The sequence below is a fragment of the Exiguobacterium sp. SH3S3 genome (assembly GCF_004337115.1).
Classification (GTDB): domain Bacteria; phylum Bacillota; class Bacilli; order Exiguobacteriales; family Exiguobacteriaceae; genus Exiguobacterium; species Exiguobacterium aurantiacum_A.
Genome location: NZ_SJUU01000005.1, coordinates 154,683 through 167,484, shown reverse-complemented (window position 1 = coordinate 167,484; position 12,802 = coordinate 154,683). Strand labels below are relative to the sequence as shown.

Annotated in this window: 12 protein-coding genes; all 12 read left to right on the top strand. The window is 57.1% G+C overall.

Going from position 1 to position 12,802, the window contains the following annotated elements; translation table 11 throughout:
• Position 1 precedes the first annotated feature (1 nt).
• The 12 genes from EVJ28_RS06850 (at position 2) to rfbB (ending at position 12,797) form a co-directional block, all read left to right on the top strand.
• Positions 2-1,564, top strand: a complete 1,563-nt coding sequence (locus EVJ28_RS06850; protein ID WP_131470124.1) for an oligosaccharide flippase family protein — start codon at positions 2-4, stop codon at positions 1,562-1,564.
• Between the two features lie 11 nt (positions 1,565-1,575).
• Positions 1,576-2,727 carry a non-hydrolyzing UDP-N-acetylglucosamine 2-epimerase gene (gene wecB / locus EVJ28_RS06845; RefSeq protein ID WP_131488423.1) on the top strand — a complete coding sequence of 384 codons (1,152 nt, stop codon included), beginning with the start codon at positions 1,576-1,578 and terminating at the stop codon, positions 2,725-2,727.
• Positions 2,728-2,730: 3 nt separating this feature from the next.
• Positions 2,731-3,372, top strand: a complete 642-nt coding sequence (locus EVJ28_RS06840; protein ID WP_131456375.1) for a sugar transferase — start codon at positions 2,731-2,733, stop codon at positions 3,370-3,372.
• 108 nt (positions 3,373-3,480) lie between these two features.
• The gene (locus EVJ28_RS06835; RefSeq protein WP_131438962.1) at positions 3,481-4,524 is read left to right on the top strand and encodes a polysaccharide biosynthesis protein; all 1,044 of its coding nucleotides are present in this window, start codon (positions 3,481-3,483) and stop codon (positions 4,522-4,524) included.
• Positions 4,525-4,534: 10 nt separating this feature from the next.
• Positions 4,535-5,665, top strand: a complete 1,131-nt coding sequence (locus EVJ28_RS06830) for a glycosyltransferase family 4 protein (RefSeq protein WP_131470156.1) — start codon at positions 4,535-4,537, stop codon at positions 5,663-5,665.
• A gap of 20 nt (positions 5,666-5,685) precedes the next feature.
• The gene (locus tag EVJ28_RS06825; protein ID WP_131488421.1) at positions 5,686-6,945 is read left to right on the top strand and encodes an ATP-grasp domain-containing protein; all 1,260 of its coding nucleotides are present in this window, start codon (positions 5,686-5,688) and stop codon (positions 6,943-6,945) included.
• On the top strand, positions 6,909-8,024 hold the full coding sequence (locus EVJ28_RS06820) for a polysaccharide biosynthesis C-terminal domain-containing protein (protein ID WP_131488419.1): 1,116 nt from the start codon (positions 6,909-6,911) through the stop codon (positions 8,022-8,024). The genes EVJ28_RS06825 and EVJ28_RS06820 overlap by 37 nt, the downstream gene beginning before the upstream one ends.
• Positions 8,025-8,036: 12 nt before the next feature.
• On the top strand, positions 8,037-9,017 hold the full coding sequence (locus EVJ28_RS06815; RefSeq protein ID WP_131488417.1) for a glycosyltransferase family 2 protein: 981 nt from the start codon (positions 8,037-8,039) through the stop codon (positions 9,015-9,017).
• 13 nt (positions 9,018-9,030) lie between these two features.
• On the top strand, positions 9,031-9,729 hold the full coding sequence (locus EVJ28_RS06810) for a WbqC family protein (protein ID WP_236634075.1): 699 nt from the start codon (positions 9,031-9,033) through the stop codon (positions 9,727-9,729).
• 23 nt (positions 9,730-9,752) lie between these two features.
• Positions 9,753-10,874 (top strand): DegT/DnrJ/EryC1/StrS family aminotransferase, encoded by a 1,122-nt coding sequence (locus EVJ28_RS06805; protein WP_131456383.1) that lies wholly within the window; start codon positions 9,753-9,755, stop codon positions 10,872-10,874.
• On the top strand, positions 10,871-11,845 hold the full coding sequence (rfbA, locus tag EVJ28_RS06800; RefSeq protein ID WP_070328455.1) for a glucose-1-phosphate thymidylyltransferase RfbA: 975 nt from the start codon (positions 10,871-10,873) through the stop codon (positions 11,843-11,845). Before EVJ28_RS06805 ends, rfbA begins: the two co-directional genes overlap by 4 nt.
• Complete coding sequence (gene rfbB / locus EVJ28_RS06795; protein ID WP_131468736.1) at positions 11,748-12,797, top strand: dTDP-glucose 4,6-dehydratase; 1,050 nt, start codon at positions 11,748-11,750, stop codon at positions 12,795-12,797. Before rfbA ends, rfbB begins: the two co-directional genes overlap by 98 nt.
• Positions 12,798-12,802 lie beyond the last annotated feature (5 nt).

The window sequence follows — 12,802 nt, the reverse complement described above, 5'->3', positions numbered from 1 at the left end:
CATGTCGACACGCGTCGAGCCCGATGAGGCCGCGAGTACACGCAAAATCAAATACGGGGCAGCGATGTCGTATACGCAAATCTTTTTCGGCATCTTGTCCGGATTGATCTATACGCCGTGGATGATCCAGGAGATCGGTCAAGCGAACTACGGGCTCTACATGCTCACCATCTCGCTGATCAGCATGTTCGCGATGGACTTCGGGCTCGACGCGGCCGTATCCCGGTTCATGAGCAAATACATGGCCGAAGGGGACGAGGATAAGGCGGCACGCTTCCTCGGCGTCGCCTATAAACTGTTCACCGTCATCGGCTTCGTCTTGTTCGTCATCCTCGCGGTCGTCTATTTCTTTCTCGACTCGGTATACGCGGGGCTGACCGCGGCCGAGCTCGACAAGTTGAAAGTCCTGTACGTCGTCGCCGGTCTGTTCATCGTCATGTCATTCCCGGCGAAACCGTTCACGGGCATCCTTGTCTCACATGAGTACTTCTTGTTCTCGAGCGCGCTCCAGTTGACAGAAAAGATCGCGACCGTCGTCCTCATGGTGACGGCGCTCATCCTCGGCTACGGGCTGTATGCGCTCGTCCTCGTCACCGCGTTCGTCGGCACGCTCGTGCTCATCATTGAATACATCTTTATCCACCGGAAGACGACGGTCCGCGCGAACTTCCGTGAACGCGACAAAGGAATTTATAAAGACATCTTCGGCTTCATGACATGGAGCACGGTCACGCTCGTCGCCCAGCGCTTCATCCTCAACATCACGCCGAGCCTGCTCGGGATGCTCGCCGGCAGTGCCTCGATCGCCTTGTTCTCGGTCGGGATGGTCATCGAAGGGTACGTCTGGACGATCGCGTCGGCGCTCGGTTTCTTGTTCTTGCCGAAAGTGAGCCGGATGCTCACGCGTGACGACAGGGGAGGAATCGCCGTCTTGTTCGTCCGGATCGGCCGCATCCAGCTCTATATCGTCGGATTGATCGTCCTGTCATTCTTCGTCCTCGGACAAGAGTTCATGCGGCTCTGGGTCGGCGAGGCGTTTCACGATTCGTATTACGTCGCGCTCCTCCTCATCGCCCCGAGCCTTATCACATTGACACAAGACATCGGCAACACGACGCTCATCGCCGAGAACAAAGTGAAGTATCGGGCGTATGGCGCACTCATCGTCGCCTGTATCAGCATCACGTTATCTCCGCTCCTCATCCCGATTTACGGGCCGATCGGGGCGGCTGTCGCCATCTGTATCGGCAATATCGTCGGGCTCGTCTTCTATATGAACTTCGTCTACAGCCGCATCCTCAAACTCGACATCGGGCTATTTTTCCGGTCATGCCACGTGAGGATTCTTCCGGCGCTCGCGCTCTATACGGTCATCGGCTGGGGCATCCAACAGCTGTTCCCGGCGTCGAACCTGTTCGCCTTCGCCTTGAAAGGGGGCGTGCTCGTCGTCCTCTATGGCATCATCATGTGGTTCCTCGCGTTTGATGACAGCGAGAAAGCACTCGTCCATCAAGTGTTCGCCCAAGTGAAGATCCGCATCCTATCCATCCACCATACTTCTTAGGAGGGAACGTTATGAATCGACTCAAAGTGATGACCATCGTCGGCACGCGCCCGGAAATCATCCGTCTCTCGGCCGTCATCGCCAAGCTCGAGGCGTCGGAGGCGATCGAACACATCCTCGTCCACACCGGACAAAACTACGACTACGAGTTGAACGAGATCTTTTTCGAAGACTTCGGTCTGCGCACGCCCGACTACATTCTCGACGCCTCCGCTGACGGGCCGATGGCGACGATCGGCAACATCTTGATCGCGGTCGATCCGGTGCTCAAGGCTGAACGACCGGACGCCGTGCTCATTCTCGGCGATACGAACAGCTGCCTCGCCGCCATCGCCGTCAAACGCCATAAAATCCCAATCTTCCACATGGAGGCAGGGAACCGCTGTTTTGACGAACGGGTGCCGGAAGAGACGAACCGCCGCATCGTCGACCATATCGCCGATGTCAATTTGACGTACAGCGACATCGCCCGCGAGTATCTTCTAAAAGAAGGGCTCCCGTCCGACCGCGTCATCAAGACGGGCAGTCCGATGTTCGAGGTGCTCACGCGCCAGCGAGACAAAATCGACCGCTCGGACGTGCTCGACCGGCTCGGTCTGACGGCAGGCGGCTACTTCGTCGTCTCCGCGCATCGGGACGAGAACATTAGTGCGGATGAGAACTTCTTCGATCTCATCGACACGTTGAATGCGATCGCCGAGACGTACGACCTCCCGCTCATCATCAGCACGCACCCGCGCACCGCCAACCGGATTCGCGAGACCGGGGTGACGCTGCACCCGAATATCCGCACGCTCAAGCCGCTCGGGTTCAGCGACTACGTCCACTTGCAACTTCATGCGAAAGCGGTGCTCAGTGACAGCGGGACGATCAGCGAGGAGAGTTCGATCCTCGGGCTGAAAGGCTTAAACATCCGCCAAGCGCACGAGCGGCCCGAGGCGATGGAAGAAGGGGCGGCGATGATGGTCGGCTTGAAACGCGACCGCGTCCTCCAGGCGCTCCGCGTGTTAGAGGAGACGGATACACCGATGCGACTCGTTTCCGACTACGCGATGCCGAACGTGTCCGATAAAGTGCTCCGCATCTTGTTGTCGTACACGGATTATGTGATGCGTGAAGTGTGGAAACAGACGCCGGGGAGTCCGCTCAAGAGGGAGGTGTGAGGGATGCGCTATTTGAATCAAAAGCGGAAACTCGACATCGTCTTGAGTTCGCTCGCACTATTTTTGCTCGCACCGTTGCTCGTGTTGATCGCGATTTTGATCAAACTCGACTCGAAAGGACCGGTCCTGTTCAAACAGCAGCGCGTCGGTCAGGACGAGACGTTGTTTTGGATCTATAAGTTCCGGACGATGCGGGACGACACGCCGAAAGACGTGCCGACCCACATGTTCGCCGACCCGACGAAACACATCACGCCGATCGGTAGCGTCCTCAGGAAGACGAGCCTCGACGAACTCCCGCAACTCGTCAACATTTTAAAAGGCGACATGGCGCTCGTCGGTCCGCGGCCGGCGCTGTGGAATCAGACCGACTTGATCGAGGCGAGACGCGCGGAAGGCGTCGCCCCGGTCAAACCAGGCCTGACCGGGTGGGCGCAAGTGAAAGGACGCGATGAGCTCCCGATCGAGGTGAAGGCGAAGTTTGACGGGGATTACGTCCGGCACATGGGTCACCGTCTCGACCTCGTCTGTATCTTGTTGACGGTCCGAAACGTCCTCCTGCGCAAAGGCATCATCGAAGGGCAGGTCGAACCGCCGACCGTCCCGTTGAAAGAAAAAGAGATGACACATGTTGCGAAAAAATGATAGGAGTTTCCCTTCTATTACCAATTCATTTCAAATTTGGCGGGTAAAAGACTTCATACACAACCTCCTGACCTCTCAGACAATGCACCTCAGAAAGGAGACTCGATCATGTTTTCGAATAAGACTTTGCTCATCACCGGCGGGACCGGCTCGTTCGGCAACGCCGTCATGGAACGGTTTCTCCATACGGACATTAAAGAGATCCGTATCTTCTCACGTGACGAGAAAAAACAAGAAGACATCCGCAAACGCTACAACGATGACAAACTGAAATTTTACATCGGTGACGTGCGCGATTCGAATAGCGTCAAGAACGCGATGTACGGCGTCGATTACGTGTTCCACGCCGCGGCGCTCAAACAAGTCCCATCGTGCGAATTTTTCCCGATCGAAGCCGTCAAGACGAACATCCTCGGCACCGAGAACGTCTTGAACGCTGCCGTCGATGCCGGTGTCGCGAAAGTGATCTGCCTGTCGACCGACAAGGCGGCCTATCCGATCAACGCGATGGGCATCTCGAAAGCGATGATGGAAAAAGTGTTCGTCGCCAAGGCACGCGCCGTCGGTCCGGACAAGACGCTCATCTGCGGCACCCGTTACGGTAACGTCATGGCGTCCCGCGGCTCGGTCATCCCGCTCTTCGTCGAACAGATCAAAAACGGGGAACCGCTCACCGTGACCGACCCGCTCATGACCCGGTTCTTGATGAGTCTCAGTGACGCGGTCGAGCTCGTCGTCTTCGCCTTCAATTATGCGCACGCGGGCGACATCATGGTCCAAAAGTCACCGGCTTCGACGATTGGTGATCTCGCCGAGGCGCTCAAACAATTGTTCCAAGTCGACAATCCGGTCAAAGTCATCGGTACCCGGCATGGCGAGAAGACGTTCGAGACGCTCATGACACGTGAAGAACACGTCCTCGCCGAAGATATGGGTGGTTTCTTCCGCGTCCCGGCTGACAACCGTGACCTCAACTACGATAAATATTTCAGTGAAGGCAGCAGGGAGCTGACGGTCCAAGGCGAGTACAACTCGAACAACACCGAACAGCTCGGCGTCGAAGACGTGAAACGGCTGCTGTTGACGCTGCCCTACATTCAAGCAGAACTCGCAGCTTGGCACGTGCCGAGCTCGACGAAGCGGATCGGGTGAGGTGAATCTGATGAAACAACGACTCGTCTTCATCACGAACATCGCCGCCCCGTATCAAGTCAAGTTCTGCTACGCGCTCCAAGAACATTTCGATACCGAGTTTTGGTTTTATGACCAATTGACCGCCCGACGTCCCGACTGGTGGAAAGTCCCGCTCGGCGACCGCTGTAAAGTGCTCAAAAGCAACTACTTCGCCGGACCATTGAACTATGTGTCACTCCAGGTGTTCCAAGAACTTGCCCGCTTCAAACCGGACATCATTCTCGTCGCCGGCTTCACACCGCTGCACTCGCTCATCTTGAAGCTCGCGAAACGGAAAGGCAGTAAAGTCGTCGTCTTGAGCGAGCCGATCCGCGACGTGTCGGGTGAGGATAACGCCTCGGACAAGCTGCTCGAACAAGCGAACGCGAAGTGGAAGACGCGGATCATCCACACGATGTTCCGTGACGCCGACCTGATCTTCGGAATGGGACAAGTCGCCCGCGACCAATTCGTCCGCGAGTTCGGATTCATGGAAGAACAAGTCGTCAACGCCCCGTACCCGATCGATATCGACGCCTATTTCGACCATCCGCTCCGCGTGAAGCGCCGAGGTGACCCGGTCCGGATCTTGTTCGCGAACCGGCTCATCGACCGCTACCAACCGCTTGTCGCCCTAGAAGCGTACCGGGCCTTGAAACGAGACTATCCGAACCTGTCGCTCGCGCTGAACCGGGACGGACACTTGTACGAGGCGTGTCGTGACTACATCAAGGAGCATGACCTCGAAGGTGTGACGTTCTTGGATGAAATCGACGCCTGGGACAATATGCATCTCGTCTATCGTGACTCGGACATCTTAGTCTTGCCGGCGACCTATTCGAACGGCAACTTGACGATCATCGAGGCGTGCGCGTCCGGGATGGGCGTCATCGTCAGCCGTCAAGTCGACAACGTCTCGGGGCATTTGACGGAAGGGGAGAACTGTTTCAAATGTGAGCCGACCGCTACGTCGCTCGAGGCGTCACTCCGGAACTACCTGGAAGCACCGGAACGGCTCGCGACGCATGGCGCCCTGTCAAAACAAAGCGTCGAGAATCGTCGCAACCGTGCGACCGCGGCGACGTATCGCCAACTGTTCACGCAAGCAAACATCATTTGACGCCAAAGGAGACCAACGACATGGTGAAGCTCATGCTGTTAGGAGGAGCGATGCATCAAACGCCCGTCATTTTAAAGGCGAAAGAGAAAGGGATCTTCACGATCCTGTGCGATTTCTTGCCGGACAATCCGGGGCGAAACGTCGCTGACCGTTATTACTGCGTCAGTACACTCGACCGCGAACGCGTGCTCGAAGTGGCACGCGAGGAACAGATTGACGGGATCATCGCTTACGCGTCAGACCCGGCCGCTCGCACGGCGGCTTACGTCGGCGAAGCGCTCGGACTCGTCACGAACCCGTTCCAGACGGTCGAGACGTTGACGAATAAAGTCAAGTTCCGCGCCTTCTTGAAAGCGAACGGCTTCCCGACACCTGAGGCATACGCCTTCACCGAATTCGAAACGGCCGTTTTGGCACTGTCGACGCTGCGTGGGACGTACGTCGTCAAACCAGCCGACTCGTCGGGGAGCAAAGGGATTAGCCGCATCACCTCGTCGGATACGCCCAGGAGGATTCGCGAAAAGCTAGCCGCCGCCTTCGAGGTGTCACCGGGCGGGGAAATCGTCGTCGAACAGTTCGTCAAACGTGACGGCTATCAAGTCGCCGGAGACGGGTTCGTCGTCGACGGGAAACTCGTCTTTCGTTGTTTCGGTAACAGCCATTTCAACGTGAAAGGCGTCAACCCGTTCGCGCCCATCGCTGCGAGCTTCCCGAGCGTCCAACCGGACCGCGTCCAAGCGAAAGTCCACACCACGCTTCAATGCATGATCACGAAAGTCGGGCTGAAGAACGGTCCGCTCAACTTCGACATTTTCGTCAGTAAAGGTGACGTCTACTTGATGGACATCGGCCCCCGTAACGGCGGCAACTATATCCCGCAGATCATCGAACAGGCGACCGGCGTCGACATGGTGAGCGCGACGATCGACCTCGCGCTCGGACGACCGGTCGAACTGGAAATGAAACGTGTCACGACGCCGTCGAGTTACTTCATGCTCGGCAGCCAAGTACCAGGCCGTTTTATCGGACTCACGTTCGCATCCAAAGGGTACACGATCGTCAAATCGAATTTGGCCTACGCGATCGGTTCGGATATCCCGCGCTTCGAAGGGGCGAACAAAGCACTCGGCAGTCTCATCCTTCGGTTTGAAGACGTGCCGACGATGCTCCGGCTGCTCGATCATCCGGACAAATGGGTGACGCTTCACGTCACGCCGGCTACTCAACGGAAGGAGGGATTGTCATGGATATCGTCGTCACCGGAGCAAGCGGCTTTTTAGGAAAACACCTCACGCACGCACTTGAACAGGAAGGGCACAACGTCCTTAAAGTCACGCAGGAGACACACTTCGCTGAACGGAGCCGGATGCTCCGAGCGGCCGACTTCGTCTTCCATCTCGCCGGCGTCAACAGGCCGGAAGACCCGCACGAATTCATCACCGGTAACGTCGATTTGACCGAGGTCATCGCGACGGAGCTGTTGTCATACAACCCGGTTCCGATCGTGTTCGCCTCGTCGATCCAGGCGACGCAAGACAACGACTACGGCCGCAGCAAGCGTGACGCGGAAAACGTGCTCGTCGTCTACAGCGAACGCTCTGGGACACGGGTCCACTTGTTCCGCTTGCCGAACGTGTTCGGGAAGTGGGGGCGCCCGTTTTATAACAGCGCCGTCACGACGTTCTGTCATCAGATCTCGCGCGGCGAGACGGTCACGGTGAACGACCCTGAGCGGTTGCTCACACTCGCCCACGTCGATGATGTCGTCGCCTCGTTTCTTGACACGTTGACGACGGACGTCGCGCTCTATCCGACGGTTCCGTCGCATGAGATCTCCCTGCTCGACGTCGTCCGTACGCTCGAGGCGTTCGAGACGATGCGGGCGGCGCACAGCGTGCCGGACTTGTCGGACGCGTTCACGAAACAGCTGTATAGCACGTACACGAGTTACTTGCCGAGAGAGCGGATGGTGACACCGCTCCTGATGCACCGCGACGCGCGCGGCTCGTTCACCGAGTTCTTGAAGACGCCGGACCGGGGGCAAGTGTCCGTCAACGTCGCCAAGCCCGGCATCAAAAAAGGGGAACATTGGCACGACACAAAGCATGAGCAATTCCTCGTCGTCAGCGGAGAAGGTGTCATCCGGCTCCGGTTGGTCGACGACACGGAAGTCATGACGTTCCATGTGAGCGGGGAAACGCTCGAAGTCGTCGAGATCCCGCCTGGATACGTCCACAATATCGAGAACGTCGGCACGACCGACCTCGTCACCATCATGTGGGTGAACGAACCGTTCGACCCGGGCCAGCCCGACACGTACTCAGGCACCGTCGCCCGAGCTGAAACCGAAGTGCTGTGAGGAGGAAACGCGATGATCATGGTCAGTATCAACTGCATCACCTATAACCATGAGGCGTATATCGGTCAGACGATCGAAGGATTCCTCATGCAGGAGACGGATTTCGACTTCGAGATCCTGATCCATGAGGATGCGTCGACGGACCGGACGGCCGAGATCGTCCGAAGTTACGAACGTCTTCACCCCGACAAGATCCGGGTCATTTATCAGACGGAGAACCAGTACTCAAAAGGCGTGTTCGTCAACTTGTTGAACGAAGAGCGGGCCCGCGGCAAATACGTCGCCCTCTGTGACGGTGACGACTACTGGACCGACCCGCACAAGCTGCAAAAGCAAGTCGACTACATGGAAGCAAATCCCGACTGCACGCTTTGCTTCCACGACGCCTACGTCGAGACGGACGACACGTTGCATACGGATTGGCGCGTCATTCCATGGATGCCTGAGAACCGGAAGTATGCGTCGTTTGAAGCACGGACGTACAACGCCGGTGAGCTGCAACTGCTCGGGTTCATCCCGACGATGTCGATGTTGTACCGAAACGGGCTGATCCTGGACGGGCCGGACTGGTTGAGCGATGCGCCGGCAAAAGACGGGGCGATGAAACTGTACGTCGCGAGTCATGGCTACGCTTACTATATGCCCGAGGTGATGAGCATCTATCGATATGGCGTCGCAGGATCGGCGACGACGATCTGGAACGAAGGGAACCTCGAGCGGGATATCGCGCGTCACGAGGCGTTCATCCGCTTTATCGATACGTTCGATGCGTATTCAAACGGACAGTATCATCAGGAGATGGAACTTTCTCGCATCTCGTTCGAGGTCGGGCTGCACCGGCTGAGACGAGACTATGCCGCTTTAAAGTCACCACGATACGATCGCTACCTTGACCGTTTCGTCGGGAAAGAGCGGATTCGTCCTTACTTGATGGTGCGGCATCCGATCGTCACCGAACTGTTGATTCGGCTTCGGTCGCGGCAACTGATATAAGGGGGTCGTAAACTTGAAACTGGCAATCATGCAACCTTACTATTTTCCATACCTCGGCTACTTCCAACTCATGGCCGCGGTCGACACGTTCGTCATCCTTGACGATGTCCAGTTCATTAAAGGGGGCTGGATCCATCGCAACACGATCCTGCTCGAGGGTAAAACGAAGCCGATTTTAATGCCGGTCGAGCACATGTCCCAATTGCGTTTGATCAATGAGCATGACCGTGTGCTTGATTCGAAGCAGCGGCACTCCCAGTTACGTCTCATCCGTCACGCCTATCAGCACGCGCCACACTTTGCGGACGTCATGCCGATGGTCGAGCGGATCATGAAAGACGAGGAGCGGAACGTCGCCGCGTACTTAGGGCGTCTCTTGAGTGAGGTGCGTGACTATGTGGGACTCGACACATCAATCCTCTATTCGTCGGAGCTCACGAACGACAAAAATGCGAAATGTGAGCATCTCGTTTTATCCATCTGTGAACATTTAGATGCGGACCATTACATCAACGCGATCGGGGGCACGGCCTTATACGATAAAGCGATGTTCGCCGAAGCCGGGGTCGCGCTCGACTTCATTAAGATGGACCCGGTCACATACCGGCAATTCAATGAACCGTTCACACCGAACTTGTCGATCATCGATGTGCTCATGTTCAACTCGAAACCGAAAGTCCGCGAGCTGCTGAACGCCTACACGCTAACTTGACTTAATAGAAGGAGAGGGACTAGATGAACTTACCGAAACACGATCTGTCGCCGCCGATCCCCGTGACACGTCCGGCGATGCCTGAGTTCGAGGCGTACGTCGAGATGATCCGGCCGCTCTGGGACAGCCGCTGGCTCAGCAATCGCGGCGAACACGTCCGCGCACTCGAAGAAGAATTGACGGAAGTGCTCGGTACAGAGCACGTCTCGCTCCTGACGAACGGACATTTGGCGCTCGAGACGGCGATCGACGTCCTCGGCCTCTCGGGCGAGGTCATCACGACACCGTTCACGTTCGCCTCGACGACGCATGCGCTCGTCCGAAAAGGACTGACACCGGTCTTTTGTGACATCAATCCGCTCGACTATACGCTAGACGTCTCACAGCTCGAGTCGCTCATCACCGACAAGACGTCGGCCATCCTTCCGGTGCACGTGTACGGCAACGTCTGCCACGTCGACGAGATTGACCGCATCGCCAAACGGCACGGGTTGAAAGTACTGTACGATGCGGCCCATGCGTTCGGGGTCACGTATCAAGGACGGAGCATCGCCACATATGGAGACATGAGCATGTTCAGTTTCCATGCGACGAAAGTATTCCATACGATCGAGGGCGGTGCGCTCGCCTACAATGAGGCGAGTTTTCACGCCGCCATCGAACAGGCCGTCAACTTTGGCATCACCGGACCCGAAGCGGTCGAATCGGTCGGGGGCAACGCCAAGATGAACGAGTTCCAGGCGGCGATGGGGCGCTGTAACTTGCCGCGGTTCGAGCACGACGTCATGAAACGGCGCGCCATCGTCGAACGCTATGATGAACGGCTCAGGGGAATCCCGACGATTCGCTTGAACCGCCGAGGCGACGACACCGTCTCGAACTACGCCTACTACCCGGTGCTGTTCAAAGGTGACCGGCGCCACCGCGACGAGATGATGGCTTGGCTCGCCGAGCACGGCATCTTCGCCCGGAAGTACTTTTATCCGCTCGTCACCGATTTTAGTTGTTACGCGTTCGACGCCCACATGCCGAACGCGAAATATGTATCAGACCGCATCTTGACGCTGCCGCTCTATCCGGACATGACGCTCGAGATGGTCGACCGGATTTGCGACTTGATTATTGAAGGAGGGAACCGGACATGAAAGGAATCATTTTAGCAGGCGGTAATGGGACACGGCTCTATCCGATGACGAAAGCCGTCTCGAAACAGTTGCTCCCGATTTACGACAAGCCGCTCATCTACTATCCGATGTCGGTCTTGATGCTCGCTGGGATCCAAGACATTCTGCTCATCTCGACACCGAAAGACATCAATGGCTATGAGCGGTTGTTCGGGGATGGACATCAGCTCGGGTTGTCGATCACGTATAAAGTGCAAGACAAACCAGTCGGTCTCGCCGACGCCTTCATCCTCGGTGCGGACTTCATCGGCGACGACTCGGTCTGCCTCATCCTCGGTGATAACGTCTTTTATGGACAGGATTTGACGCAATTCTTACGTGACGCGAAACAACGCGAGACGGGGGCGACCGTGTTCGGATATCCGGTCAAGGACCCACGCGCGTTCGGTGTCGTCGAGTTCGATGATAATCGCCGCGTCATCTCGATCGAAGAGAAACCGGCGCAGCCGAAGTCGAACTATGCCGTGCCTGGTCTCTACTTCTATGACAACCGTGTCGTCGAGTACGCCAAACAAGTCCAGCCGTCCCCGCGCGGCGAGCTCGAGATCACATCGATCAACCAGATGTACCTCGAGGCCGGTGATTTGAACGTCGTCTTGTTCCGACGCGGGATGGCGTGGCTCGATACGGGGACGCCGGAAGGGATGATCAAGGCGTCGGTGTTCGTCCAGACGGTGCAGGAGCGGCAAGGTTACTATATCGCCTGTCTCGAGGAGATCGCCTGGCGCCGCGGGTTCATCACGTCGACCGAGCTCCGCGATATCGGCCAAACGTTAAAGATGACGGATTACGGGCAGTATATCCTATCACTTCTTGAAGAGGAGCGTGTCGAGCATGAAGACTTTACTCGTAACTGGCGGAGCCGGGTTCATCGGATCAAACTTCATAAAGATGCTTCTGGAAAACGAGCAGTGGCGTATCGTCAACCTTGACGCGCTCACGTACGCCGGTAACCTCGAGACGCTACAAGACATCGACGACCCGCGTTACGTGTTCGTCAAAGGTGACATCCGGGACCGCGAGACGGTCGAACGCGTGTTTGCGACGTATGACGTGACGCGCGTCATCCACTTCGCGGCCGAGTCGCACGTCGACCGGAGCATCGTCGAACCGGACGTGTTCTTGACGACGAACGTACTCGGGACACAAGTACTGTTAGACGCGGCGAAGCGGCACTGGAATTTACGTCCTGACGATAAACACTCACGTGACTATTCGGAAGGCGTCAAATTCGTCCACGTCTCGACCGACGAGGTGTACGGGACGCTCGGGCCAGACGGGTTCTTCACCGAGACGACCCCGCTCGCCCCGAACAGTCCGTACTCGGCCTCGAAAGCGAGCTCCGACTTCATCGTCCGGGCCTATCACGAGACGTACGGCCTCCCGGTCAATATTACGCGTTGCAGCAACAATTACGGGCCATACCAATTCCCTGAGAAGCTGATCCCGCTCATGATCCAACGCGCCGAGCGCGGGGAGACGCTCCCGGTGTACGGTGACGGTCAACAGATCCGTGACTGGCTCCACGTCAAAGACCATTGCGTGGCGATTTGGACGGTCGCTGAGCGCGGACGCGACGGCGACGTGTATAACATCGGCGGCAACAATGAACAGGCGAACGTGACGATCGTCCGCTTAATTTTAGAACTGCTCGGTAAAGATGACTCCCAGATCACATTCGTCGCCGATCGTCCCGGGCATGACCGCCGCTACGCGATCGACAACACGAAGATCACGACCGAGCTCGGATGGCGTCCGGCCTACACGTTCGACCAAGGCTTGCGGGAGACGGTCGACTGGTACGTCACGCATCCTGACTGGGTCGACCACATCGTTTCCGGGGATTATGCACACTACTACGACAAGATGTACGCGAAAGGGTGACGGGG

What these genes read in the sequence shown, in the direction of transcription:
- EVJ28_RS06850 (WP_131470124.1), top strand. Translation starts at nt 2, where the DNA reads ATGTCGACACGCGTCGAGCCCGATGAGGCCGCGAGTACACGCAAAATC.
- wecB (WP_131488423.1), top strand. Translation starts at nt 1,576, where the DNA reads ATGAATCGACTCAAAGTGATGACCATCGTCGGCACGCGCCCGGAAATC.
- EVJ28_RS06840 (WP_131456375.1), top strand. Translation starts at nt 2,731, where the DNA reads ATGCGCTATTTGAATCAAAAGCGGAAACTCGACATCGTCTTGAGTTCG.
- EVJ28_RS06835 (WP_131438962.1), top strand. Translation starts at nt 3,481, where the DNA reads ATGTTTTCGAATAAGACTTTGCTCATCACCGGCGGGACCGGCTCGTTC.
- EVJ28_RS06830 (WP_131470156.1), top strand. Translation starts at nt 4,535, where the DNA reads ATGAAACAACGACTCGTCTTCATCACGAACATCGCCGCCCCGTATCAA.
- EVJ28_RS06825 (WP_131488421.1), top strand. Translation starts at nt 5,686, where the DNA reads ATGGTGAAGCTCATGCTGTTAGGAGGAGCGATGCATCAAACGCCCGTC.
- EVJ28_RS06820 (WP_131488419.1), top strand. Translation starts at nt 6,909, where the DNA reads ATGGATATCGTCGTCACCGGAGCAAGCGGCTTTTTAGGAAAACACCTC.
- EVJ28_RS06815 (WP_131488417.1), top strand. Translation starts at nt 8,037, where the DNA reads ATGATCATGGTCAGTATCAACTGCATCACCTATAACCATGAGGCGTAT.
- EVJ28_RS06805 (WP_131456383.1), top strand. Translation starts at nt 9,753, where the DNA reads ATGAACTTACCGAAACACGATCTGTCGCCGCCGATCCCCGTGACACGT.
- rfbA (WP_070328455.1), top strand. Translation starts at nt 10,871, where the DNA reads ATGAAAGGAATCATTTTAGCAGGCGGTAATGGGACACGGCTCTATCCG.
- rfbB (WP_131468736.1), top strand. Translation starts at nt 11,748, where the DNA reads ATGAAGACTTTACTCGTAACTGGCGGAGCCGGGTTCATCGGATCAAAC.